Consider the following 24,971-nt stretch of genomic DNA (forward strand, 5'->3'; position numbering starts at 1 on the left):
AATCCATCAGGGGCGATCGCTGGCACGGGCAAGGCGCACCGCCGTTACAAAGGCTACTAAACCAAGGGGCACACTGAGGAGCAAAATCACGGTAGTTGGAAGGGTTCCCAACTGGGCTTCTCCCGAACTCAGTTCAAAAACACAACCCACCGTGGCGATCGCTGCCACACAGGCACCCAGTAGGTATAGATAACTCTTGGCCACAGACGATGATCCTCAGGGTTAGGCAGCAATGGGACGCACGGCACTGGCGGTAAACCCATGCTCTTTGAGTTCGTGGCGCAGTAGGGCTTGGTTCTCGACGCGATCGACAAACATCACCCCCGTCAGGTGATCAATTTCATGCTGGATCGCCCGCGCCAGTAGCCCACCCGCCATGATGACTTGGGGACGCCCCCACTCATCTTTGTAGGCCACCTCCACCATGGCCGGACGACGCACCTCTAGGTACACCCCCGGAATACTCAGGCAGCCCTCTTGGCAGACTTCAAGGTCTTCACTGAAGTCCTTAATGACCGGGTTAATCATCACCAACGGTTCTGCCTCGGGGTCATCGGGATGAATATCAATGACAAGAATTTGCTTATTGATGCCCACCTGCGGTGCCGCCAAGCCAATGCCATCGGCACTGTACATGGTTTGCAGCATTTTCCGCACAATATCGCGGATACTGTCATCCACTTTGCTGACCCGTTTGGCGGGTTGACGCAGCACGCGATCGCCCAAATAGTGCAATTGCAGGGGCGGATTTTTTAACTTTTTCTTTTCAACAGCCAGAGAGGTAGCCATAGGACACGCCGATTAACACAAAATAACAAAAGTTAATCATTTCCTAGCCTAACGAATTTTCAAGGCTCTCGGCTACTTTTCCGTCGAGGCACTGCTGACACTGGGCAAGAGGCGTTGTTGCTCCTCAAGGGCAGCTTTGTAGCGTTCCACATCCTCCTCAAGGTGGGCAATTTGCTCATCGCGGGCTTCCATTTCCACCCGGATTGTAAAGATGCGCTGCACCTGTACCCAGACGTTAAAGACCCAAGCAAAGACGGCACCAATGCCCATGGCCACGATGAGTTCAATGCACAATGGGGCTTGAATCACTTTCCCTTCAAAGAACTTAATACTTACGGGTTCGGTATTCTGAATACTAAAGAGAACTAAGCCCAAGCCAATGACAAATATCATCAAGAAGTTCAGTTGTCGCATAGGGCATCCTGTAACAAATCTAAGCATAGACAGGGATTGTCGCATCGGGCCTCTTGCCAGCGACCAACAATCTTGGGCTAATCATACCACTGTGGCTAGTCCTCAATCACTGAGTGACTGACTTCTACTGCTTGGACATCAATGGTGCCGGGGGGAGCCAAGCGTTGAAACTGGCGATCGCGCACCATCAGGATTTCGCCACAGGCGGGGCATTGGGTTTGGGTATTCTTCAAACTACTAAATTCAAAGCCACACACTGGGCAAGCCGCCGTCACCAACTTCCAGCGAAACCAAAGTTGTAACCCTGCAAAAAGGAGTACAGGGGTCAACATCAAGATGAAAAACAGCACCAGAAAGGATTGCACTAACCAGCCTAGCCCCAGTAGCCCCAGTAACCAAGTTACCAGCAACACACTGAACCAAAAACGCAGGGTGGGGTTTAGGGTAAATCTTAGGGACATTGGCCTCCCTCCAAGGGCATTGCCGCTATTCTAGCGTAGTCGCGAGTGTATCCTAAAAAGCAGGCGTACTGTCCAGCTATGGTAATGCCCTATACTCTCCACGCCGAACGTACTCGCGTTGAAGTAATTCCAGAGCGCGGTGGCCTGATTAGCCGCTGGCAGTGGCAAGGTCATGAGCTGCTGTACTTGGATCGGGAGCGCTTTGCCAACCCGCAGTTAAGCGTGCGTGGCGGTATTCCCATTCTCTTTCCCATTTGTGGCAATTTGCCCGAGGATACATTTCACCACAATGGCCAAACCTATCACCTCAAGCAGCATGGCTTTGCACGGGATTTGCCATGGCAGGTGTTAGATCAGCAGGAACATCTCTTGACGCTGGGATTGCAGGATACGCCAGCCACGCGCCAAGTCTATCCCTTTGCCTTTCATCTGACCTTAACCTACACCCTTGCTGCTGATGCCTTGGCGATCGCCTTTGAGGTGGCTAACCCCGGTGACACCCCCTTGCCCTTTAGCTTTGGCTTGCATCCCTACTTTGCCGTTGCTGACAAGCACCAATTGCAGTTTGACCTGCCAATCCATGCCATGGTGGATCAGAAAACGCAACAACCCCTCACCTTTAGCGGCACGTTTGACTGGCATGCAGCAGAACTGGATTTGGCCTGTCGTCCCCTCACGGGTCAAGTGGCTCGCGTCTGTGATCTGCAACAACAGTACTGCCTGACGCTGCGCTATGATACAGCGTTTACAACCCTCGTTTTTTGGACGGTTCAGGGCAAACCCTACTACTGTCTAGAACCTTGGACTGCCCCCCGCAATGCCTTGAATACGGGGGTGGATCTCCTGCACGTACCACCCCAAAAGCACCTCACCCTTAGCGTCGAGATTGCTGTTGCCCCCCTTTAGGGAGAGAATAAGAAAGTTTTCACACATGCGACCATGTACCCCGATTTTCAGACCTTTTGTCAGCTTGCCGAGCAGGGTAACTTCATCCCCATCTATCAGGAGTGGGTGGCGGACATGGACACGCCCGTATCGGCTTGGTATCGGGTCTGTCGCGATCGCCCCTACAACTTTTTGCTCGAGTCCGTCGAGGGGGGTGAACAATTGGCTCGCTACAGCCTCCTCAGTTGTGATCCGCTCTGGGTACTAGAAACGCGGGGCAACCAAACCACCCAAACCCATCGCGATGGCTCACTCACCACATTTACGGGCAATCCCTTCACAATTTTGGCCAATTGCCTTGCCCCCTATCAACCCGTGAAGCTACCCCAACTGCCGGGGGGCATTGGCGGTCTTTTTGGTTTTTGGGGCTATGAACTGATTCAGTGGATTGAGCCGCGGGTTCCGATTCATCCTGCCACTGAAAAGGATTTGCCGGATGGCGTGTGGATGCAGGTGGATCAAATCCTGATTTTTGATCAGGTGAAGCGGAAAATTTGGGCAGTGGTCTATGCTGATACCCGTGAGACGGACTTGAAAACGGCCTATACCCATGCCAGCGATCGCCTAGAGCGGCTTTTGAGTCAACTGCGAACTCCGATTCCCGCTGCGGCCACCCAGCTGCACTGGCAACCCAGTCGCCAGACCCCTAGTTATACCAGCAACATCACTCCCGAAGCCTTCTGTACCAATGTGGCGCGGGCCAAGGACTACATCCGTGCGGGCGATATTTTCCAAGTCGTTCTCTCCCAACGCCTCAGTGCCACCTACAGCGGTGATCCTTTTGCCCTCTATCGCTCCTTGCGCCTGATTAACCCTTCCCCCTACATGGCCTACTTTCAATTTGGCACGTGGCAGATCATTGGCTCTAGCCCAGAAGTCATGGTCAAAGCCGAACACCATCCTGAAAAACGTGGGTCTCTCCTTGCCACTGTCCGACCCATTGCCGGTACCCGCAAGCGGGGTCACACCTACGCCGAAGATCAGCAGCTCGCCGCAGAACTCCTTGCCGATACCAAAGAAGTGGCCGAACACGTCATGCTCGTTGATTTGGGGCGCAATGATTTGGGGCGCGTGTGTCGTCAGGGGAGTGTCACCGTCGAGGAGTTTATGGTGATTGAACGCTACTCGCACGTCATGCATATTGTGAGTAATGTTGTCGGCGAACTATTGCCCGATAAAACGGCATGGGATCTGCTCCAAGCTTGTTTTCCGGCTGGAACCGTCAGTGGTGCCCCCAAAATTCGAGCCATGGAAATCATCTATGAATTGGAGGGCTGCCGCCGTGGCCCCTACTCTGGTGCCTATGGTTACTATGACTTTGAAGGTCAACTCAATACCGCGATCGCTATTCGCACGATGGTGGTGCAACTGCTAAGCGACCACCAACACCTCATTCACGTCCAAGCCGGTGCTGGTATTGTTGCGGATTCCGATCCGCAGCGGGAATACGAAGAAACCTTGAACAAAGCTCGCGGTTTATTGGAGGCCATCTCTGTGCTGGGCGGCAAGCCTTAACCAAATGATCAAGGAGCCATCATCTGATTTTTACATTTACCCCTTAATCTAATAGGCGGTTGTTGCTAACGTTACCCAGAACACAGGCACTGGGAATGTTGGAAAAACCACCCATCTCTCAGGCACACACCTAAGGGCTGGTTCCTTTGCTTGAGGTTCTACTGCCATGGCAAACGTCTCCACCGCTGCAATCACTCCCCCTGTGGATGGACGCTGGCGTTGCCCCTCTCGACTACACACGTTTGGCATGGGGGACAGCATCTGGATGGAGCCAGAGCGCATTTGGCTAGTGAGCCGGGGCGTCGTGCTGTTAAACCTTTTGCACCCCGATGGTGAAGAAGTGGTGGTGGGACTGGCCACACCCGGTACTGCTTTTGGTTTACCCTTGACCAGTTTAACGGCCTACCAAGCCAAGGCACTTTCCAAGGCAGAGTTGATGCTCTTTACACTGGTGGAGGTAGAATCCTCACCCAACTTGACCCAAAGCCTTGTGCGGGGTCTGGCTCGTCGCCTACGGCAAGCGGAAGGTCTTTTAGGAATTACCAGCCATCGCCGGATTGAGGAGCGATTACGCCATTTACTCTTGCTTTTGAAGCAAGAAATTGGTCAACCCCATCCCCTCGGCACTCGCTATAGTGTTCGCCTCACCCACCAGCAACTGGCAACGGCGATTGGCACAAGTCGAGTGACCATCACACGTCTGTTGGGCAAACTCAAAAAGGAGCAGTGGCTCACCTACGATCGCGATCGCCACATTATTCTCACCAACGCCGCTCAGATTTAGGTGATTTAGGTTAGTTCTCCCCTGATCAGGGCACCTCTGGCACAAAAGAGAAGGTTTCTAGTGTAAATTTTTGTAACCACTTGCACTCATAGTGGCAAAACTGTTAAATTAGATACAGAAATAAATCGTTCATCTTTGCTATGAACCACCAAAAAACTTAGGTGAATAGCGAAGACGGAAGTAGGGCAATTGTCCCGAAGGAACGCGCCTCAGCTGACAACAACTAGCCAGTACATCATTTGGGGCGATGATGATGAAAACGACACTCACCTATCGCGGCGTTCAATACGACTACGTTCCTCCGGCAGTCCGTACTGAAGCAACCGATGTTGTAGCCAAATATCGGGGTTGGAACTACCACTGCACTCGAGCAGTGAATCCTCCGGCTCAACCTGTGCGGGATTTAATCTATCGCGGTGTGGTCTACCGTACGGGTCAAACGGAAGCTGTGAATACGACAGCAACCACTGCTGCCAACACAGCCAAGGAAGTGAATATGCCAGCGCTTGATCTCAATCAACTTTCGCGGGTCATTCTCACCCATCACCACCAAGTGATCAAAAACCGCGAACAATCCCTCCTCACGCGAATGATTGCCCAAATGGGATTACCTGCGGCCGCAGGTCACTATTGGAACCAAATTCAGGGCAAAATTAAGCCCCATGTCTGGACAAGCTACGATCGCAGTCATGCCACGATGAGCTAGCACAGGGGTGTGATTGTCCTCTCTCAAGACTGATTCGTAACGGCACTCGCATGGGAGTTATCTCTGGTGCGAGTTTTTTATTTCAGCCTAGGGCGTCAAGCAATGGCTGCACTTGGCCTAACTTAGCCATTCAATCTCATTAAGATCAAAATCAAGATCGAGATCGATCTCCGCCAAGTCCTCTGGATCGGCCACCTTCTTCAGGGAGGCAAGGGATTGTTTTGAAGGCTTGCGACTTTGGGGAGTTGGGCGCTTGATATCCGACAGTGTAGCCTTCTCGATGCGCGTCCTTTCTTTGAGGGCATTGGGGTTGACGTATTCTAGGAAGAAGTTTACTGTTTCCTGTTTTACCCAGCCATTGAGGACAGCCAAGGCACCGAAGCGATAGTTCACCTGCCACTGCTCCTTAAGAATTTGTTTTATTTGCTCTTCCGTCAATAAGCCTGCCTTTTTCAGGTAAAAACCAATCGGCCGTTTTTCCTTGTCTTGGATCAGTTTTGGCCACTCTTCTACAAAAAAGTCAATGGTTTTTTGGGGCAACCAACCATGGAGGGCAACAATTTCACCAAAGCGCAAGTTGGTATAAATGCTTTTTTCCATTAAGGCGACTTGGAGTTGGCCTCGTGTAATTAACCCCGCCTTCAGTAGTAATTCACCAATTCTCATGATTGCCCCTACGAGTAGAAAATCATCAACTTTCAACAACAATGGGACATCAATTGGGTACAGCCCCTTTCACAGGGATCGAACATCCTTGCAGCAGCCAACGCCGCTGTAGGACGGGTCACACATTTTTGTGCTTATTGTGTTTAGGTACAATATGTTATGACATATTTCAGAAAAGGGCTGCCGTTTTTTCAAGGACATACATCCGTTACTCTTGACAGTACCTCTCACAATAGCTGAAGTTACGCGAAACTCCTAATTGTAATAAATCTTAATACAGCTCTTTTCAGAGGGATCTCTTCACACGAATTCAGCGTGGCCAGTACAGCTCTTTTAAGAGAAGCTAGATGTTCGGATGTCAGTTTAGCCAAGGCTGAAAAAGCGGCAAAAATGCTCACCTCATCCTGTGTGAGCGGTTAATTAGTGGTTGAGCATCCACGGGCGACCACAGGAGTGCTGCAGAAAGCGGGGAGGCTTGGGTTCTTGGGGCGATCGCTGCACCAGTTCTGGGTCACTCCCCCGCGAGGGTCGGGGTAAGGAAGAAGAGAGATTTACCGCTGGTACGGAAAAATACGTCGGCCAAGCTGCTGACACTCTGGACAAAAGGCGGGTTCACTAGATTGGGCGAGCGATCGCCATTCCTCAAAAATGCCACACGTAGAGCAGCGAAACTCATAAAGGGGCATCTTTCATCACCGGGATTGACTGAAACCACTGCGGGGATCTCTGGATGCCAGCGATTATGCCCCGGCAGTTCTTGCTGATCCATGGGCTTAGTCAAATCCACTTTGAACAGGGTCTTCGGCATAGGGACGGACTCCAACGATTAGCAGTGTGCTCACCTGTAACTCAGTACCCATGAGCAATTATTGAGATGTTGTTTAGATTTAGTATTGGAGCAGGTCTTCAGGACAGCTGTATCTCCAGATACGAAAACAGTGTTGGACTTCGTCAAAGTGGCTGCTCAAATGGGAACGGTGGGTCAAGTGATCCGCCAAGGGGCGATCGCCAGCCAACAAAAACAAGCCCGTGCCCTCGAAGTGTTGACAGCGATGGCAGAAAATTTAGAGCACTATCGCCAAGCCATCCAAGCGTGGGGCGAGTCCTTTCCCTTTAATGCTGCTGAACCCATTGAATCCCTGACGGTGAAGCACGCTGTCCCCCCTGCCCCAAGGTCACACACAATTTTTGCCACCGATGGCTCGCAAATTGCCCCCAGTCACCACGAAATTGCCTATTGCTATTTGATTAATGTGGGACGGGTGGCGATCGCCTACGGTCAAGGGCAACGCCCCCATTTAGATAGTGTGCCGCAGTTGGTTTATGACCCCGATGAATTGGGGCGATCGCGGGGCTGGGGACTCACCATAGAGGATTGGTTACGCTACCGCCGCACTCAAGCGGAAATTCTTGCCCTTGTTGAACTCATTCAAACGCAAAACAAGAAAGCCCCCAGCCTAGCACTCGTGGATGGTTCACTCATCTTCTGGGCGTGGGAATCACTGCCGCCAATGGTGCGTGAGGAATTGTTGACGCCCATCTTAGCTGCTTGGGATGAATTGCGCGCGAAGCGAATTCCCTTGGTGGGCTATGTCAGCGCCTCCCGCAGTCATGAAACGGTGAATTTTCTGCGCTTGGGGGTTTGCCCTTACCCTGAACCCAACTGTGCCCTCCACTGTGGTCAGACAAGTCAGACTGGCCTCGAGGCGACTCGCGATCGCCCCCCTTGTCAAGTCTTTGATCCCCTGCGGGATGTGCTCCTCTGGCAAGCACACTTGGCACCGCAACAGTATAGTCCCCTCTGGCGGAGCCGCAGTCGCATTCTGGAACATTACGGTGAACATCAGATCTACGTTGCCTATCTCCACGGTGGCTCGGAAGTGGTGCGTTTGGAAGTTCCTCAATGGGTGGCGCGGGATGCAGACCTGTGGCAACAGGCAGTTGCGTTGACGGCAGCACAAATTGAAAAAGGGCGGGGTTACCCCGTGGCATTAGCAGAAGCCCACAATTTAGCCGTTGTGCGCGGCAGCGATCGCCAACGCTTTTTTGCTTTACTGGAACGGGAACTGATTAAAGCAGGACACTGGCATGTGGCTCCTTCCCCCAAAGAGCAACGCAAACGCCAAAGTATTGCCTAGGTGGCTGCTGTGTGTTGGTTTAGGCATCGCGGGCTGGGGAACGCAGTTGGCGCTACCGCCAGTAAGCGGGTGGTTCTTGGCCTTCATAGGAATTGTGCCCCTGTGGTGGCAGTGTCAGGTTTTATCGCCACTGTGGGCAGCGATCGCCGGCCTGTGTTGGGGACTAGGGTTCTACGGCAGTAGCTTAGTCTGGGTGTGGGATTTGCATCCCCTGACGTGGATTGGCATTGCGCCAGTGTCCAGTTGGTTGATCTCGCGGGGGATTTGGCTTTTCCTGAGTGGTTGGGGCGCCGCCCTCAGTGGGAGTTGGGCCTTTTTGATGGCACGCTATGGGGTGCGGCGATCCGCCCCTTGGCAACTTCTGTGGGGTGTCACCCTTTGGTGTGCCCTTGAAGCCCTCTGGAGCTATTCGCCCCTGTGGTGGATTAGTTTATCCCTGACCCAAAGTCCAGCGGGACTCCTTCAACTGGGTCGTCTGGCGGGACCCACCACGATTACGGCAGTCGTGATGACACTGAATGGCTTGGTCACCCTCAGTCTGCGGCGGCACACATGGGCAAAGCGATGGCTCGTTGTTACTCTTTTGGGGGCGATCGCCCTCAATGCTGTTTTAGGCGCTAGGGTCATGGCGGATCAAGGGGAACCCCTACGGGTGGGTTTGATCCAAGGCAATATCCCGACACGGGAAAAGCTCACGCCAGAGGGTATCCGCCGCGCTTGGCAGGACTATCCCCGTGGCTATCGCCAACTGGTGGCTCTAGGGGTTGATGCCGTCTTGACTCCGGAAGGGGCACTGCCGATTTTGTGGCAACCACACCAAGTCAATCCCATCACCAGCGCTGTTCGCGAGGCAGGGGTTCCCCTGTGGTTAGGGACATTCATGGAGACGCTAGGGGGGCATCATCAGGTGCTCCTGACCCTCGATGGGCAGGGGGAGATTTACAGTCGCTACAACAAAGTCAACCTTGTTCTTTTGGGGGAATATATTCCCGATTGGCTGGCGGGGGTAGTACAGCGGTTATCCACGTTGCGATCGCGCCTCCTGCCGGGGAACCCTGATCAGGTCTTTACCACCCCTTGGGGCAAGGCCGTTGTCCTGATTTGCTTTGAATCTGCCTTTTCCCACCGCAGCCGCTGGCAACTGGTTCATGGGGGGCAGTTTATCCTCAGTGTTGCCAACAATGATCCCTACCGTCGCCAACTGATGACCCAGCACCATGGCCATGATGTGTTGCGTGCCGTCGAGGGCGATCGCTGGCTCGTGCGCTCCACGAATACGGGCCTTTCTGCGGTGATTGCGCCTACGGGGGAAACTGTTTGGCTCTCCAATGCTGATGAGTTTGTGATTCATGCGGCAACGATTTTGCGGCGGCAAACCCAGACCCTCTACACTCGCTATGGGGATTGGTTGCTACCCCTCTTGCTGGGGATGCTTAGCTTATCCGTTCTTCGACAACGAGTGTCGCACTGACCCATTCGCCGCGATCGCCATAGGTGCGAATGAGGCGTTGCCGCTGCCCCTCTGCCCACAACCAGCCCACCTCCACAAAAAAGGGGTGACGAAAGGACACCTGCAAGGGGGTTAGGCTAGAGGTACCGTCGGGGAGCAACAAAAGCTGCTTGGGTTGATCCGTATCCGTAAAGAGTAGGCGCGACCCAGCAATTGTGGCCGTTGTTTTCACCTCGTGGTCGGGGGTTTGCAGCAGTTGGTAGAGCCGATCGCCCTCGCGCCAAAGGCTCAGCTGGGTCGGGGTTTCCGTGGGCGATCGCCAGTCGGCATAGACGGTGTAGGCGGTACCGCGCCATTCCCCTAGGAGTTGATCCACGGTTAAGGGAGGACGTTCAACGGCGTTACTGTGGGCACGAAACTCGCGAATCAGAGTCATGGATTGGAGGTGCTGATTTTTGTCAAAGAGTTGGACAAACCGCAGTCGGCGATCGCCCATGACAAAGCCATACTCCGCACCAAACTCGGCAAAGGGCGCCACCTGCAACGATCCCTTAGAAAAAGCCCCCGTCGGAAAAAAGACATTTTGGCGGCCAATGGTGGCATACTCCTGCACCGTTTCACTCGTAGGGGGCTGGTCAAGGCCATTACCAAAGCGTCGCAGTTCAAAGCGCACCCGTTGACCGTCAGCAGTATCGGCAAGGATCAAAATCGAGGGCACTGACGCTCCCACGTCTCCCGTAGGGCTGATCGCCGTAAAGGAGCCATGCCATTCCCCAAGGTTTTTGCGAAAATTTTCCCAATTTGTTGTCATTGATTATCCTTGATTATCTTTACCGCTGTGTGCCACCATCATCATGACTATAGAAAAATAAAGTATTGGAGATCTTGCCAATTGGGAAGTGGCCGGCGATCGCCGGCGCTCAGAAAAAACTTTGATAGGATGGGGAGTGTCAGGGCGCTGACAAACGATCGCCATTGGGAGACCCGTGCATGACCACCGACCTCTTTGATTCAGGGGCTGGTCGCATTTTAATTGTCGATGATACCCCCGAAAATGTTGAAGTTCTCACAACGCTGCTGCAACTGGAAGGCTACGATGTGCGCGGTGCCATTAGTGGCCAAATGGCGCTCATGGGGATTGAGGCCGAACCCCCGGATGTCATTCTCTTGGACATCATGATGCCTGATATGAATGGCTACGAGGTCTGTCAAACCCTGAAGGAGAATCCCAAGACCAAGCATATCCCCATTATTTTCATTAGTGCCCTCGATGATGTCTTTGACAAGGTCAAGGCCTTTGAGATTGGCGGCGCCGACTACATCACCAAACCCTTTCAGCAGGCGGAGGTGCTGGCACGGGTAAAAAATCAGTTGACGATCGCTCTCCTACAGCGGAAGCTGCGGCAAAAAAATGCCCTCTTGCAAAAGCAAAACCAGCAGTTGCAGGAAATTGTCGAGGAGCGGCGCGACTTGGTTGCCTCATTGCAAGCAGCGCAAGAACAGTATCGGCAGATGTTTGAGGAAGCCGTGGTCGGGATTTACCAAAGTTCGCCCGAGGGGGTTTACTTCAAAGTCAACAATGCCTTGGCACGCATCTATGGCTATGCCGATGCCGAAGATTGGCTAGCGGATCTTGAACACCACAACCAGCGACCCTATGTGGATGACAGCAGTTGGCAAAAATTCCAACAACAAATTGAAACTCGTGGCTTTGTGCGCAACTTGGTTTCCAAGGTGTATCGCGCGGATCAAACAATCACCACCATTTGCGAATGCGCCCGCCCGGTCAAAAGTGAGGACGGTCAACTTTTATACTACGAAGGGTTTGTTTTTGAACTGCCCACCCGTAATCCATGAAACGCACACTGAGCGCACTGTTGGGGGATGCAGCGGTTCACTCCCTTGCTGAATTGGGCGATCGCGCCCCCCACCTGCGCCCCTACCTTCCTGAGCGAGCCCTGCTGCTGACTCCCCCCACCCCAGAAGCGGGGGCAGAAGTGATTGCCTGTGCCCGGCACCAAGGCTGGCGAGTGTTGCCCATTGGAGCAGGCACCAAACTCAATTGGCTCGGGAACACCCCCAAGGCAGATATTTTTCTGCGGACAACGGCGTGGCAGAAGCTCATTGATCATGCGGCTGCCGATATGACCGTCACCACCCAAGTGGGTATTCCCTTTCAGCAGCTCCAGCACCACCTAGCACCCGCAGGACAGTGGATTGCCGCAGATCCCCTCTTTCGAGAAACGGCCACCCTTGGCGGCTGCTTGGCCACCCAAAGCAATGGCACACTACGGCAGCGGTATGGGTCATGGCGCGATCAATTGTTGGGGGTGAAGTTCATTCGCAGTGATGGCCAAATCGTCAAAGCGGGAGGGCGGGTGGTCAAAAATGTTGCCGGCTACGACCTGATGAAACTCCTGATCGGCAGCTATGGCACACTGGGGATTCTGACAGAGGTGACGCTGCGGGTGTATCCTCTGCCAGATGCGGTACAAATCTGGCAGTTGCGGGGGGAAGTCTCTGCTTTGGCCAAGGGACTTGAGGTGATTTTGACGAGTTCCCTTGCGCCGGCGCGGTGTGTGTTGCGCCTTGAACCACGGGGGACGCTGCTGTTGGAATTGGAATTCCATACCCTGCGGGAAGTGATTGCTGCGGGTACGTTGGGCGATCGCCTGAGTCAGATTGCCCAGACCCATAATCTGCAACTGGAACCCCAAGCCCCTCTAGGCATTACCCTCAACCCCACCCCCGATCAAGTGACTCTCAAAATCGGTGTGCCTCTAAGCGAAATGTTGCCCGCTCTCACCCAGCTTCAGCAGTTGGCAAGGGAATTGGCCTGCGAGTGCCGAGGCGAAATGAGTGCAGGGGTCGGTTACGCCTATCTCCACGGACAGGAGGAGCATCTCCGTCAACTCATTCTCAGGCTGCGCCAAGGGCTACCACGGGGCTATGTCACCGTCTTAGCCGCCCCCCTGAACCTCAAGCAGCAACTCGATCCTTGGGACTATCGCGGCAACGCCCTTGAATTGATGCGGAATCTTAAGCAACAATTGGATGCAACGGGTGTCTTTGGCACTGGCGTTTTTGTCGGCAATCTCTAGACAAGTTTCAATACTTACGAATGACTGCAACTGATCCTGTGGCTGGCTTTGATGCGCAGTCGCCTCCTGATCCACACCTGATTGATGCCTGTGTCCACTGCGGGTTTTGCCTATCCACCTGTCCTAGCTATCGGGTACTGGGGACGGAAATGGACTCTCCGCGGGGTCGTATCTATCTCATGGATGCCATTCATGAGGAACAGGTGCAACTGGCGGATGTCGTACAGCACTTTGACTCCTGTTTGGGTTGCTTGGCCTGCGTCACCACCTGTCCATCGGGGGTTGAGTACGATAAGTTGATTGCTGCCACGCGGGTTCAAGTGCAGCGCCATTATCAGCGGCCCGTGGGCGATCGCTGGTTGCGGCAGTTGATTTTCCAAACGCTGCCCTATCCCCAACGGCTGCGTGCCCTCCTGTGGCCGCTCTGGCTCTACCAAAAACTCGGCTTGGCCAATCTCGAAAAGCGGCTGGGACTCCTGAAACGGCTCTTGCCCAAGTCCCTTGCGGCCATGTATCAAATGCTACCGCCCCTTTCAGCCAAAACATTTCGCGATCGCTGGCCTGAAGTGGTGCCTGCCCAAGGGAAACAGCGTGGCCGCGTGGGGGTGATTCTGGGCTGTGTCCAACGGCTCTTTTTGCCGGAAGTGAATGAAGCCACGATCTCCGTCTTAAGTGCCAATGGCTTTGAGGTGGTGCTGCCGCCGCAACAGGGATGCTGTGGTGCCCTGCCCCATCATCAAGGGGAAGAGGATCAGGCGCAAACCCTTGCTCGCCAGATGATTAATTGTTTTACTGCCGCTCATGTGGATGCGGTTTTAATCAATGCCTCGGGTTGTGGCCACACCCTCAAGGAATATCATCGCCTTTTGGCTGCCGATCCAGAGTACCGCGATCGCGCCCGTGACTTTGTGCAAAAGGTGGAGGATGTGCAGGTCTTTTTGGTCAAACAGGGCTTGGTGACACCGCTCCACCCCTTGGGCGATCGCCCCTTGGCCTTGGTCTATCAAGATGCCTGCCACATGATCCACGGCCAAAAAATTCGCCTTGAACCGCGGCAACTGCTGCGACAAATTCCCCAAGTGCAACTGCGCGAACCCCTCGATGCAGCCCTGTGCTGTGGCAGTGCCGGGGTTTACAACATTCTTCAACCCGATGTCGCAGCGGAATTGGGACGCCAAAAGGTACGCAACCTGCTGAATACTCGCCCTGATGTCATTGTCTCAGCCAATGTGGGCTGCACCGTGCAATTGCGGCAGTATCTCCAAGAGCAGAGTAGCTCCGTGCCCATTTACCACCCGATGCAACTGCTAGACTTGGCGATTCGTGGTGAGCAGCTTCCGTCCTAGGCCATATCCGGGGGAGCACTGAGGATTGCGCGCACTTGAGCTAGTAACCATTCTCGCCCCACTTCCCAGCCTCGTTCGCCATCCGCCTCAAGGATCATCAGGCTATCCACTGGCTCTGCCGCCAACAGTTGAAACAAAAGGGGAATAATTGGCATGGGCACTGGGATCACTTGTTCATCACAGGCCTCTTGAGCCATGGCTTCACTACCGTAGGCGTGGATCACATTTTTTTGCTGGTGGGGGGGCTGCTGTTCCTCAAGGGTAATCACCTGCCACTGACCATCGGGAGTTTGCAGGACGTAGTAAACCGTTTGCCCGTAGCGCTGGGCTTCCTCGTAGAGAATGGGGGCGATCGCCTGTACCGCCGCCACAGTCGCAGGGTCATCGGGGGCGTTGGCAATCAGTTCATCCACTTGGGTCAGTAAATCCACAACGCCTCCTTTAGGAGTTATAAAAAACTATTCCTTGGCCTCAAGGGCATCGAGATCAAGGGCACGGGAGCCACCCGTACTTAAAATGGTCAGCACTTTCCCCAGTTGATACCACACCAAAAGGGCGGTGGCGATCGTCAGCACAAAGGCAATGACCATACTCAGCCCTGCACCAAAGCCATAGGTCCACAATCCCGCCATCAGGAAGAGCCAGATACCAATGGAAATCCCCAAGTAGGGCAACTGAAGTTGGGGGCCGCGCAATTGACTCAGAACACGGGTGGAACGACTGCGGTTCCATTCTTGGACACTCTGCTTGAGGGTGGCTTCAAATGCTTTACCACTGGTCAACCCCATAAAAATACCCGCCAGTAGCAAGACAATGGGTGGATCAAACACGGGATACCTAATCCTTCTTGGACACTCAGGAACGTTGATAACCGCTGCCAACCCTTAGCTGGCCACCACCAAGGAATTGCTGTCTTCTTCTTTACCGAGCGTGTGGGAGACAGAGGCCTTGAGGGCTTCCCATGCCACATCAATCAAGAAGAGCGGACGCAGATCAGACTTGACCAAATTCCAAAGGCGTTGCACCTCTTCGGTGTGGAGACGGTCATCTTCGGTTAACGCTAGCACAATTTGCCGCCGCAGGTACTGCCCCTCCTCAGAAAAGAGATACTGCAAGCCCAAGGTGGCGGTTGGCGCGAGGTTAAAGTGCTGATCCTGCCGGGCGATCGCAATTAGGTTTTCCAGGCGTTGCCACTGCAGACGACCATCCTTGAAGAGGACATCCAATAACCGTCGCCGCAGTTGGGGCGATTCTCCTTGCAGCAGACGCCGTGCCACATAGGGATAGCTGACATCAACAATGCGGAAGTTAGGGTTGAGACACAGGGCAATGCCCTCTTGGGTGACTAGAGAGCGAATGATCAGGGCAAACTTAGCGGGAACCCGGAAGGGGTAGGCATACATCAACTCGGAGAAGCGATCGGTGATCACTTTGAAGTTGAATTCCCGCACACTGGAGCCAATCACCTCTTCAAAGACCGACTCAAGGGCAGGGATAATCGGCGTAATATCCGTTTCCGGGGTCAAAAAGCCCAGTTTGACAAAGTCCGTCGCCAAGGCTTGATAGTCCTTGTTCACCAAATGAACGACGGCATCCACCAAGGATTCTTTAGTGCTCTCCTCCAGTTGATCCATCATGCCGAAGTCAATGTAGGCCATACGGCCATCGGGCATGGCGAACAGATTCCCCGGATGCGGATCCGCATGGAAAAAGCCAAATTCCAAGAGTTGCCGCAAACCAGAAATCACGCCAACACGGATCAGCTCATCGGGATTGACGCCCGCCGCCACCATACAATCCGTACGGGTGAGTTTAATGCCATGGATCCACTCCAGCGTAAGCACGTGCTCCGTGGTGTATTCCCAATAGATTTTCGGTACCTTGACCGTGGGATCATCGTGGAAGTTGGCAGCAAATTTCTCGGCATTGCGCCCTTCATTGAGGTAGTCAATTTCCTCGTAGAGCTTGCGGCCAAATTCATCGACAATGTCTCGCAAATCATGGCAGAGGTTAATCGGTAGCCAAGGCTTGACCCACTGCACCAAAAGGCGAATCAAGAAGAGATCGCGGGTAATCACGGGCAAAAGGTTGGGACGCTGCACCTTGACGGCCACTTCTTCACCACTGTGGAGTTTGGCTCGATAGACTTGGCCGAGACTGGCGGCGGCCACCGGTTGGGGTGAGAATTCGGCAAAAATATCCCCTAGGTTTAAGCGCAGATCTCGCTCAATAATGGCAATAGCAATCTCATTGGCAAAGGGGGGCAATTTGTCCTGAAGGAGCGTCAGTTCTTCGAGGTAGTCGGGACAAATCAAATCGGGGCGAGTGGAGAGGGCTTGACCGACTTTAATGAAGGTTGGGCCTAAACGGATTAGGAGTTTGCGCAGTTGCATTGCCCGCAGGGGACGCTGACTTTCCTGTTGCCCTAACCACTTGTCCCACTGCAATAACAGCCAAAATGTTAGGAAAGAGACCGCAATGTTCAGGAACCGCCAGATAACTCGCCAAGGATGTCGCCAGTAGTAGCGGGCGATCGCCTCAGGATCATACCGACGATGACCAGCACTAGGGACAGCAGAAATACGGGCAGTCACAGCTTTTTCACCTTATTCTCTGAAACCCAACTTACTACACCCCTCTTGCTTTGCCATGGGTGTTTCCACGGAGCGCTTTTGGGAACACTGTAAGCAACCATTGCAATGATGAGGATTTTGTTGATCCCCGGTGCTAGAGGAGCTGATCTTTTGAGGTTTGCTTAAATATAGTATAGAAAACTACACATAAGCCCTGCCGATCAATAAAATTCTTAACAAAAGTTTAAGATTGAAGGTTCCAGCAATTCAGCCGTTGGTTGACTTAGGTACAGCCGCTCGAACTGAATTTCAATAGGTTCGCTGGTGCGGATTTGCCGATAATGGTACCGTAGGGCATCTTCTTATTCACACCCTTCCATGGCCAGCAGGATCATTGCCACATCTGTTCTTGAGGAGTTGTTGGCGCGGTTGCCTCGCTTGCGATCGCAACTGTACTTCAAGACATCGCTGACGGCGCTTTCCCATGCAATGGAGGATCAGGTTTTGGCCAATGAGGATGCGCCGATTATTATTGCCTGCTTTCAGCGGGAACGCTTTTATCGCCAAGAAGCCCATCGCTACCGCCGTATTGCCACCAAGTCCCACCACGTTTACGTTTTGGCTGCCCCGGAAACCGAGTTTAAGAACTGCTCGGGAGACTATGAAACGGTTGCCTTTGATCCCGCCGATGCCCTCAGTCAAGAATGGCATTTGACCGTCTTGGGCAAAAATTACAGCACTTGCTTGGTCTGCCGCGAAGTCCAGCGATCGCCTGCCCAGCGCTTGGATGTGTTGCCGCCGATGGATGCGGCGCGTCGTTTTGAGGGCATTTGGACCTTTGATCGGCAGGTGGCAGCGACAACCGCTGAAATCCTCCTCAACCGTATTCGGGAGTACCGCCCTGAACTGAAGGAGAAACTCAAGGAAGGTCTGGCATGGGTTGAGACCTATCGCCAAGTGGCGGGGTGCAATAGTGATCCTGCCCCCTTTGCCGATCGCCTAGTGACCTATCTCCAAGCTGGCCAGTACAAGCAAATCAAGGCCTACCGCCAAATTGCCATTCAAGAGCGCAAGGAACGCCTCACCAATGCAATTACCACGGCGATTCGCAACTCCCTTAATCCCACAGAAATTCTCACTCGTGCGGTGGCAGAACTAGGGGAAGCCCTCAAGGGCGATCGCTGTCTCATTTACCGTTGCCGCAGTACCGATACTCGCGTGCGCATTGAGCACGAGTACACCAGCGGTGCCCTACTGCCATTGCAGTACCAGTATTGGCCCGTGAGTGAACACCCCTACACCCAGCAGGCACTGGCGCATCAGCAGGTGATTCAGGTGGATGACGTAGCCGCCGATCCCCACTACGAGGCGACCCGTTTCAAACCCCTCGAGGCCGCCGGCGTCAAAGCCCTCCTACTGGCACCTGTTCTCTATCAAGGGCGGCTGTTGGGCATTGTTGAACTCCACCGAGGCGAACCGCTGCCGTGGCACGATATGGACGCAGAATTAGTGGAGGCGATCGCCACCCAAGTGGGGGTTGCCCTGATTCAGGCGGAGGCCTACGCAGATCTGGAGGAACTCAACGCGCAACTGGAGGCCTTAGATCGCACCCGCAGTAATCTCATTGCAATTACGGGTCATGAACTGCGCACGCCCCTTTCGACTATTCAAGTCTGCCTCGAAAGTCTAGCGAGTGAACCCGATATGGATCCAGAACTGCGGCAGGTGATGTTGAGTACGGCTCTCGCTGATGCCGAGCGCATGCGGAAACTGATTCAGGACTTCCTCACCCTCTCGCAGTTGGAAAGTGGCCGGGTGCAGTGGCGACCGGAACCCCTCCCCCTCCAAGAACTGGTGGACCTAGCCCTCAGTAGTCTGCGCACCCCCAAGGATCAACTACCGACCATTCGCACAGTCTTGCCCAAGGAATTGCCCTTGATCCGAGCAGATGGCGAATGGCTAGTGGAGGTGCTCTCGAAGCTACTCGATAATGCCTGCAAGTTTACGGAACAGTCGGGTCAGGTTTCCATTGCTGCCAAGCCTCGTCCCGATGGTCTATTGGAAGTGACGGTTGCCGATACGGGGCGCGGTATTGAGCCGGATCGCTTGGAAACGATTTTTGATCGCTTTTATCAGGAGGAGGGAGCACTGCGGCGCTCTGCGGGTGGGACGGGCTTGGGTCTCGCGATCTGTCGCCAGATCATTACCAATTTGGGGGGGCAAATTTGGGCGGAGTCGGCGGGGCGCGATCGCGGTAGTGAGTTTCACTTTACGATTCCCATTGCTGAGCCTTTTTCTGGATAGGGGCTGCCAAGCCTCCTAAGATAGACAACAACGAGTGGGCAGCCAACCATGAGCCAATCCTTTGCCGATACCGCGATTGACATTTTGATTGACTTGGCTGAGCGGGGGGAAATTGACCCTTGGGATATTCAAGTGATTGAGGTCTTCGATCGCTGTTTGGCGGAGTTGACACGGCGGGGGGAACCCAATCTCAGTGAATCAGGGCAGGCCTTTTTGTATGCAGCGATGCTGGTGCTCCTGAAGAGCGATCGCCTAGTTGCAGTTGCTGAACCGATGCCCGAGGAAACAGAATTCCCAGAACCGCCAGAGATCAGTGAAAACCAGTCCTTTGTGGTCTTGCCCCATGCCCTAGAGCAGCATTTGCATCGTCGCCCCGTGGCTCCCCCCCAACAACGGCGCCGCGTCACCCTTGAGGAATTGATTGCCCACCTGAAAACCATGGCAGTTCAGAACGACCGTGCAAAGGTGCTGCGGCCGCATCAACCGCGGCGGCGTCGCTGTCCCACAACCCTCAAGGCAATTACCCAACTGGCGCACCAAGAAAACCTGACGGAGATAGCTAATGAAGTAGAAAGTCTCCTCGGAGAAATGGCTCCCGAAGGGACATGGCTAGACTTCCAAGTGCTACTGCAGCGCAAACCCGATCCTGTGGGGGTCTTTTGGGCGCTGCTATTCCTCGCTGCCCAGTCTAAGGTGGATCTCCAACAAACGAATTTCTATCAACCCCTACAGGTACGGACGTGTTTAGCTGAAGCGATACGCCTAGAGGCCTAACCTCCCTCTGGCAGAAACGAAAAGCCCAAGGGTTTTACCCGCAGGAGTGCCTCACTCAGGGCAGTGTGGAGATACCCATTCGTCGCTAAAATCCGCCCTGATGTCAGTTGAAAAGGGGATTGATCGTAGGCAGTGACGACGCCCCCAGCTTCACGAACAAGGACTACACCAGCGGCCAAGTCCCAAGGGGAGAGACCCCGTTCCCAATAACCATCAAGGCGACCACAGGCAATGTAGGCCAAGTCAATGGCTGCCGCTCCGCCCCGCCGTACCCCTTGGCTGAGATGGGTGAGATAGCAAAATTCCGCATAGTTGTTGTCTTCGGTTTCACGGCGATCGTAGGCAAAGCCCGTGACCAAAAGGCTATGACTCAGTTCTGCGGTGGTGGAAACCTGAATGGGCTGGCGATCGCGGGTGGCACCGAGGCCTGTAGCAGCCCGAAACAGTTCGCGATGAAAGGGATCATAGACGACACCAATGTGGGGTTCTCCCTCTACTAAGAGAGCCACCGATACCGCACTAAAGGGGTATTGATGGGCATAGTTGGTGGTGCCATCCAGAGGATCAATCGCCCACAGAAATGGATTATCCTTCAGTCCCGAAAGACCCGATTCCTCCGCGAGCACCGCATGGTCTGGACAATGGCGATGAATGACATCCAGTACCGCTGCTTCTGACTGGCGATCGGCCACCGTGACGAGGTCACCAGAGCGCCCCTTTTCCTCAATCTCACTCAGTTTGCCCCAATAGTGCTGCAGGACAGCGCCCCCCGCCAAGGCTGCCTCCGTGGCAATTTCTAAATAGCGCTGTCGCTCACTCGCCGGCAGTGGGCAACTCACAGCTGTCATGGATCACTAGTCCTCATCGAGGGGCAGCCCCAGCTGTACCCGTCCCTTGCCAAAGTAGCGGCCAAATTGCAGCTCATAGACCTCATCTTCATCTTGGGTTTCTACCTCAAGGTCAGAGCGGGCATAGCTGACACACAAGAGGGCATAGCCTTGGGCTTGCAGGGCGGGGGAGAGTCCCATGGCTTCAGGTTGATAGACATGGCCAGAGAGAATGCGCACGGCACAGGTAGTACAGGCACCGTTACGACAGGAAAAGGGCAACTCAAGGCCTTGGCTCTCAGCGTATTGCAGGATATAGCGATCGCTCGGAACAGTAATTGTGTACGTCCGCGTGGGTGGATCCCCCGGCTTGAGGGGACGCACGTGAATGGTCACAGTGTAGGTTTGTGGCGTGCTCATGGTCTCGCTATCTTACCGTGAAAAGGGCTGTCAAAGACCTTGCTTCGTCCCTTAGCTACAATACCGCAATCCCAACCTGCTAATGACAATGCTAGGGTAGGAGCGGTTCTATGGCCCACATTCGTAGGGAGACCTAAAGTTATGAGTACCTTAGTGGTCATTGCGTTTGATGATGAGTACAAGGCGAACGAAGTATTAATCCAGCTATTAAAACTCCAGCGTGAGCATCTCATTGACCTTGAGGACGCGGCTGTTGTCGTGCGCACCAAAGATGGCAAGGTTAAAATCAACCAGACTCAGGATTTGACCCTCCAGGGGGCCCTTGGCGGTGGCTTTTGGGGGCTGCTCATTGGTCTATTGTTCTTCAATCCCCTCTTGGGCTGGGCTGCGGGTCTTGTGGCCGGGGCGATTTCCGGCAAATTTACCGATATTGGCATTGACGATAATTTCATCAAGGAATTGGGACAAACCATTGCCCCCGGCAGCTCGGCCATCTTTACGTTGGTGCGTCAAGCCACACCCGACAAAGTCCTTGAGGAAATTGCTCCCTTTGGCGGTAAAGTCCTGCGCACCTCCCTGTCAAAAGAGGATGAAGCCAAGTTGCAAGAAGCCCTTAACCGAGGCAATCTGGCCTCCCAATCGCCTGCCCCGAGCGAAGCGACAACCCCCAGTGAAACGGCGAACAGTTAGTTTGTTGAGTTTGTCTTGGGTCTAGCTCTCGCTCTAAATTGATTAGGATAATTTTGAAAGGCTCGGCCATTCCCTAGGTACAGCCCTTTTCCCAAGGATGGAACCCAGGCAACACTGCGCAAGTGAGTGTCGGGAACATTTCAGTTCCTTAACGCCTAAGAAAAGGGCTGTCACTGGGCATTGTGCTCACAGTTAGGGATGCCAATAGGGAGTGTTGGGGAGTGGGAGACGGTGCAGGATCAAACTAAATCAACCGCAGTGATCGCGATCTTAAAACGCTTTGGTGGGCGATCGCGCCAACTCAATCGTCTAGTCCCCCTTGTCCAAAAGCAGTGGTATGCCTGCTTACCTTGGTTGCAACACTGGCAAGTGGTGGCCAGCCTCTCCCTCCTCACCTCCGTCGGGATTTCCGGGCTATCCCTGTGGCTGCTGCTGCGGCAACCGACGACTCCCGGCAATTGTGATTTTGTCCTTTGGCCTTTGGCATCGGCCTCCTTTCGCCTCTACTGCGCCCAACAAGCGGCGGAGCGACACACCCTTGAAGATTTGCTCCATGCCATTGATCTCATTGATGACTTGCCTCGCGATCATCCCCTTGCCCCTGAGATTAATCGCCGCCTAGAAGCGTGGTCAGATCAGGTTTTGGCCTTGGCAGAGGTAGCCTTTCATGAGGGGCAATTACATCGGGCGATCGCCTTTGCGCGGTGGATTCCTCGGGATGTCCAAGCCTATACCAAGGTGGAAGAACGCATTCAACGCTGGCAGGAAATTTGGCAAGAGGGGGAGAGCATCTACCAGCGCGCCGAAGCCGCCCTAAAAAACCTCGAATGGCGAGAAGCTTTTCAAATCTCGCTCCAGTTGCAATTTGTTGCCTGTCGTTATTGGGCACAGGATCAGTTTGGCGCCTTTAATGAGCGGATTATCCGTGCCCAACGGGAAGATCGGCAGTTGGATGAAGCCCGTGCCCTCGTGGCACAGGGGGGAGCCGATAACTTGGCCGCTGCCATTGCAATTGTGCGGCGAATTCCCCCCACCAGTGATATTTATCCCGGTGCGCGGCGATTGCTCAATGAGTTGGGTGAACAGTTACTTGCATCAGCAGTGGCGGCTCTGAATCGCTATGACCCCCAAGAGGCAAGGCGCATTGCTGGTTTAATTCCCCGTGATGTCAGGAGTGCCCGCAGCGCTGAGGATGTAGCCAAGCTAGCCGCAGCGGAAGAATTTGCTCAAGCGGGGATGGGACAGGACATTGATCGAGCCATTGCCCAAGCGCGGACGATTACGGCAGAACGCCCCCTCTACTTTGAAGCCCAGCAGGCCATTCGGCGCTGGCAAACAGATTTGCAGGTACTGCGAACCCTCGCAGAAGCGCAAGCCATTGCCCGTGGCGGCACGCTGGATCGCCTCTACCTTGCCCTCAACCGCCTCAACATTCCTTTGGCGGACGCGAGTCCCTACCGCCAAGACCAAATCCGCGATCAGCGACGGCTGTGGCAACGTCAAATCGAGATTGCTGAGGATCAACCCCTGATCGATCAGGCCAACGCCCTTGCCCGCCAAGGCACCCCTGAAGCCCTGCTGCAAGCCCGCCAACTCCTTGAGCGAATTCGTCCCCAGCGTGCCCTCTATGAAACGGCTCAAAATCGCCTCAAAGAACTCTTTCCCCCCGTGGCAACGGAAGCAGTGAGCTGGCAGCTTGATCCGGAGATGGCTCGCCTGAATGAAGCCCAGCGCCGTGCTCGAGGGGGGCGCGATCGCGACTTTGCTGCTGCCATTGCCATTGCCCAAGAAATCTCCCCCAACTCCAGTGTCTATGCCACCGCCAACCAGTTGATTGTGCAGTGGGGCAATAATATCTTGGAGCAGGCGCGCTATTGGGTGGGGCGGGACAACCAGCAGGCGATCGCCACCGCCGAACTCATCCCCCCCACGCATCCCCTCTACCCAGAGGCGAGGGAATTGATCCGCATTTGGCAAGAAGCGGAACCCCAGTACCCCTTTTAAGGGCTTTTACTGATTCGTGGGGGCTTCCACGAGCCGCACCTTTTGGGCCAGACCAATCGCTTGCAATGCCCGAATCGTGATCCACGTAATATCAAATTCCCACCATTGCAGACCGTGACGTGCCGAATGGGGGTAGGTGTGGTGGTTGTTGTGCCAGCCTTCGCCAAACGTCAGCAGGGCAACCCACCAACAATTTGTGGAGCGATCGCCCGATTCAAAGGTGCGGTAGCCAAATTTATGGGTGGCACTATTGACAAACCAAGTGAGGTGATACACCAGCACAAGGCGGACAAAGATGCCCCAGACCACAAAGGGCAGTCCCCCCCACAGATACAGCAAGACCCCTAAAACCACTTGAATGGGCACAAAGTACTGATTCAAAAAGCGATACACCGGATCAGTGTTAATGTCCTTGGTGAGGCGTTCTACCTCTGCCTTGGCGGGCACTTCTTGGAGCATCCAACCCATGTGCGACCACCAAAACCCCTTTTGGGAATTGTGCTGATCCAGTTCTTGATCGGAGTGGAGGTGGTGATTACGGTGGAGGCCAACCCATTCAATAATTCCACCCTCACAGGCCAAGCTGCCGCAAAAGCCAAAAAAGTATTCCAGCCATTTCGGGCACTGGAAACTGCGATGGGTGATCAGGCGATGCCAGCCTAGGGTGATGCCAAGGCCTCCAGACACCCAATAGAGAACAACACACAACAGCACAGCCGGCCAAGAAAACAGCCCCGGTACCAATGCCAGCAACGCTCCCAAATGCACAATGCCCATAAAAAAAATCACCCCCCAATTGGGACGCAGGGGGCGCGCAGGCAACGAAGAAACAGATGTCATAAAACTCTCGAACAAATTGACAAACTCACAGGGGAGTTGAGCCCTGTAGGCTGCTCCCTTAGAGCAAAGATGGTTACGACTGCTTTTTACCTAGATGCCTAGAGAAATGGCTTCCTAAACAATCTACGTTTAACGAGCAAACAACCAACCCTTACTTTCATCGTAGCAGAGATTGGAGAAGACTTGACCTCCTCCCCGGCCTGAAAGCCGCAGATTCCTACGAC

General features: G+C 54.1%; 26 protein-coding genes, 1 pseudogene and 1 riboswitch. Of the genes and pseudogenes, 13 read left to right on the plus strand and 14 right to left on the minus strand.

What is annotated here, in order from left to right; genetic code table 11:
- Positions 1–6: 6 nt before the first annotated feature.
- The 4 genes from RHH81_RS09645 to RHH81_RS09660 all read right to left on the minus strand — a co-directional run bounded on the left by RHH81_RS09645 (position 7) and on the right by RHH81_RS09660 (position 1,664).
- Positions 7–204 carry a hypothetical protein gene (locus tag RHH81_RS09645; RefSeq protein WP_206199992.1) on the minus strand — a complete coding sequence of 66 codons (198 nt, stop codon included), beginning with the start codon at positions 202–204 and terminating at the stop codon, positions 7–9.
- A gap of 18 nt (positions 205–222) precedes the next feature.
- Positions 223–789 carry a peptide deformylase gene (def, locus tag RHH81_RS09650; RefSeq protein WP_149818965.1) on the minus strand — a complete coding sequence of 189 codons (567 nt, stop codon included), beginning with the start codon at positions 787–789 and terminating at the stop codon, positions 223–225.
- Between the two features lie 72 nt (positions 790–861).
- Positions 862–1,203 (minus strand): LapA family protein, encoded by a 342-nt coding sequence (locus tag RHH81_RS09655; protein ID WP_149818967.1) that lies wholly within the window; start codon positions 1,201–1,203, stop codon positions 862–864.
- A 95-nt stretch (positions 1,204–1,298) separates the two neighbouring features.
- Entirely contained in the window at positions 1,299–1,664 is a 366-nt protein-coding gene (locus RHH81_RS09660; RefSeq protein ID WP_206199993.1) for a hypothetical protein, read from the minus strand.
- Between the two features lie 78 nt (positions 1,665–1,742).
- On the opposite strand from RHH81_RS09660, the gene RHH81_RS09665 reads away from it, so the two are divergent.
- The 4 genes from RHH81_RS09665 (at position 1,743) to RHH81_RS09680 (ending at position 5,614) form a co-directional block, all read left to right on the plus strand.
- On the plus strand, positions 1,743–2,570 hold the full coding sequence (locus tag RHH81_RS09665; RefSeq protein WP_310742973.1) for an aldose epimerase: 828 nt from the start codon (positions 1,743–1,745) through the stop codon (positions 2,568–2,570).
- Positions 2,571–2,603: 33 nt separating this feature from the next.
- Positions 2,604–4,124, plus strand: a complete 1,521-nt coding sequence (gene trpE, locus RHH81_RS09670) for an anthranilate synthase component I (protein ID WP_302677743.1) — start codon at positions 2,604–2,606, stop codon at positions 4,122–4,124.
- A 166-nt stretch (positions 4,125–4,290) separates the two neighbouring features.
- A complete protein-coding gene (locus RHH81_RS09675; RefSeq protein ID WP_206199996.1) occupies positions 4,291–4,908 on the plus strand; it encodes a Crp/Fnr family transcriptional regulator in 618 nt (205 codons plus the stop codon).
- Between the two features lie 124 nt (positions 4,909–5,032).
- Positions 5,033–5,117, plus strand: a riboswitch (Glutamine riboswitch).
- Positions 5,118–5,161: 44 nt separating this feature from the next.
- Positions 5,162–5,614 (plus strand): DUF4278 domain-containing protein, encoded by a 453-nt coding sequence (locus tag RHH81_RS09680; RefSeq protein WP_310742974.1) that lies wholly within the window; start codon positions 5,162–5,164, stop codon positions 5,612–5,614.
- A 117-nt stretch (positions 5,615–5,731) separates the two neighbouring features.
- Here RHH81_RS09680 and RHH81_RS09685 read toward each other — a convergent pair whose 3' ends face one another.
- The 3 genes and pseudogenes from RHH81_RS09685 to RHH81_RS13045 all read right to left on the minus strand — a co-directional run.
- Complete coding sequence (locus RHH81_RS09685; protein ID WP_206199998.1) at positions 5,732–6,280, minus strand: hypothetical protein; 549 nt, start codon at positions 6,278–6,280, stop codon at positions 5,732–5,734.
- A gap of 551 nt (positions 6,281–6,831) precedes the next feature.
- Positions 6,832–6,966: an FmdB family zinc ribbon protein gene (locus RHH81_RS09690; protein ID WP_225901716.1), complete on the minus strand. Its 135-nt coding sequence runs from the start codon at positions 6,964–6,966 to the stop codon at positions 6,832–6,834.
- A gap of 5 nt (positions 6,967–6,971) precedes the next feature.
- Positions 6,972–7,088 (minus strand): annotated as a pseudogene (locus RHH81_RS13045) (acetamidase/formamidase family protein); the annotation flags it as partial.
- Positions 7,089–7,218: 130 nt separating this feature from the next.
- Here RHH81_RS13045 and RHH81_RS09700 point away from each other — a divergent pair.
- Together RHH81_RS09700 and lnt are read left to right on the plus strand one after the other, a co-directional pair.
- Positions 7,219–8,418, plus strand: coding sequence for a DNA double-strand break repair nuclease NurA (locus RHH81_RS09700; RefSeq protein ID WP_310742975.1), 1,200 nt, complete (start codon positions 7,219–7,221; stop codon positions 8,416–8,418).
- The gene (lnt, locus tag RHH81_RS09705; RefSeq protein ID WP_310742976.1) at positions 8,369–9,889 is read left to right on the plus strand and encodes an apolipoprotein N-acyltransferase; all 1,521 of its coding nucleotides are present in this window, start codon (positions 8,369–8,371) and stop codon (positions 9,887–9,889) included. The genes RHH81_RS09700 and lnt overlap by 50 nt, the downstream gene beginning before the upstream one ends.
- Here lnt and RHH81_RS09710 read toward each other — a convergent pair.
- Positions 9,852–10,679 (minus strand): DUF3598 family protein, encoded by an 828-nt coding sequence (locus tag RHH81_RS09710; protein WP_310742977.1) that lies wholly within the window; start codon positions 10,677–10,679, stop codon positions 9,852–9,854. The two genes, lnt and RHH81_RS09710, sit on opposite strands and share 38 nt — an antisense overlap.
- A 179-nt stretch (positions 10,680–10,858) precedes the next feature.
- Here RHH81_RS09710 and RHH81_RS09715 point away from each other — a divergent pair, with 179 nt between their 5' ends.
- The 3 genes from RHH81_RS09715 to RHH81_RS09725 are packed head-to-tail and all read left to right on the plus strand — an operon-like array spanning position 10,859 to position 14,315.
- Positions 10,859–11,725 (plus strand): response regulator, encoded by an 867-nt coding sequence (locus RHH81_RS09715; protein ID WP_302678181.1) that lies wholly within the window; start codon positions 10,859–10,861, stop codon positions 11,723–11,725.
- Positions 11,722–12,969 carry an FAD-binding oxidoreductase gene (locus RHH81_RS09720; protein WP_310742978.1) on the plus strand — a complete coding sequence of 416 codons (1,248 nt, stop codon included), beginning with the start codon at positions 11,722–11,724 and terminating at the stop codon, positions 12,967–12,969. Before RHH81_RS09715 ends, RHH81_RS09720 begins: the two co-directional genes overlap by 4 nt.
- Before the next feature lie 20 nt (positions 12,970–12,989).
- Complete coding sequence (locus RHH81_RS09725; RefSeq protein WP_206200004.1) at positions 12,990–14,315, plus strand: (Fe-S)-binding protein; 1,326 nt, start codon at positions 12,990–12,992, stop codon at positions 14,313–14,315.
- Here RHH81_RS09725 and RHH81_RS09730 read toward each other — a convergent pair.
- From RHH81_RS09730 to RHH81_RS09740, 3 genes are read right to left on the minus strand one after another with little or no spacing between them, the layout of a single operon-like run.
- Positions 14,312–14,746, minus strand: coding sequence for a hypothetical protein (locus RHH81_RS09730; RefSeq protein WP_206200005.1), 435 nt, complete (start codon positions 14,744–14,746; stop codon positions 14,312–14,314). The genes RHH81_RS09725 and RHH81_RS09730 overlap by 4 nt on opposite strands.
- Before the next feature lie 27 nt (positions 14,747–14,773).
- Complete coding sequence (locus RHH81_RS09735; RefSeq protein WP_149818994.1) at positions 14,774–15,145, minus strand: hypothetical protein; 372 nt, start codon at positions 15,143–15,145, stop codon at positions 14,774–14,776.
- Between the two features lie 54 nt (positions 15,146–15,199).
- A complete protein-coding gene (locus RHH81_RS09740; protein ID WP_206200006.1) occupies positions 15,200–16,909 on the minus strand; it encodes an AarF/ABC1/UbiB kinase family protein in 1,710 nt (569 codons plus the stop codon).
- A 357-nt stretch (positions 16,910–17,266) separates the two neighbouring features.
- Here RHH81_RS09740 and RHH81_RS09745 point away from each other — a divergent pair, with 357 nt between their 5' ends.
- Both RHH81_RS09745 and RHH81_RS09750 read left to right on the plus strand, forming a co-directional pair.
- Positions 17,267–19,192, plus strand: coding sequence for a DICT sensory domain-containing protein (locus tag RHH81_RS09745; RefSeq protein WP_206200007.1), 1,926 nt, complete (start codon positions 17,267–17,269; stop codon positions 19,190–19,192).
- 48 nt (positions 19,193–19,240) lie between these two features.
- Entirely contained in the window at positions 19,241–19,966 is a 726-nt protein-coding gene (locus tag RHH81_RS09750) for a segregation/condensation protein A (RefSeq protein ID WP_310742979.1), read from the plus strand.
- On the opposite strand, the gene RHH81_RS09755 is transcribed toward RHH81_RS09750, so the two are convergent.
- Positions 19,963–20,814, minus strand: coding sequence for an inositol monophosphatase family protein (locus tag RHH81_RS09755; protein WP_206200009.1), 852 nt, complete (start codon positions 20,812–20,814; stop codon positions 19,963–19,965). The genes RHH81_RS09750 and RHH81_RS09755 overlap by 4 nt on opposite strands.
- A 6-nt stretch (positions 20,815–20,820) precedes the next feature.
- Entirely contained in the window at positions 20,821–21,213 is a 393-nt protein-coding gene (locus tag RHH81_RS09760; RefSeq protein WP_225901556.1) for a 2Fe-2S iron-sulfur cluster binding domain-containing protein, read from the minus strand.
- 141 nt (positions 21,214–21,354) lie between these two features.
- On the opposite strand from RHH81_RS09760, the gene RHH81_RS09765 reads away from it, so the two are divergent.
- Both RHH81_RS09765 and RHH81_RS09770 read left to right on the plus strand, forming a co-directional pair.
- Positions 21,355–21,903, plus strand: coding sequence for a DUF1269 domain-containing protein (locus RHH81_RS09765; RefSeq protein WP_206200010.1), 549 nt, complete (start codon positions 21,355–21,357; stop codon positions 21,901–21,903).
- A 231-nt stretch (positions 21,904–22,134) separates the two neighbouring features.
- A complete protein-coding gene (locus tag RHH81_RS09770; protein WP_310742980.1) occupies positions 22,135–23,907 on the plus strand; it encodes a hypothetical protein in 1,773 nt (590 codons plus the stop codon).
- A 6-nt stretch (positions 23,908–23,913) separates the two neighbouring features.
- Here the strand turns inward: RHH81_RS09770 and RHH81_RS09775 are convergent, their stop codons facing one another.
- Positions 23,914–24,747, minus strand: a complete 834-nt coding sequence (locus RHH81_RS09775) for an acyl-CoA desaturase (RefSeq protein ID WP_206200012.1) — start codon at positions 24,745–24,747, stop codon at positions 23,914–23,916.
- Positions 24,748–24,971 lie beyond the last annotated feature (224 nt).

The sequence above is a fragment of the Thermosynechococcus sp. PKX95 genome (assembly GCF_031583295.1).
In the GTDB taxonomy this organism is placed as follows: domain Bacteria; phylum Cyanobacteriota; class Cyanobacteriia; order Thermosynechococcales; family Thermosynechococcaceae; genus Thermosynechococcus.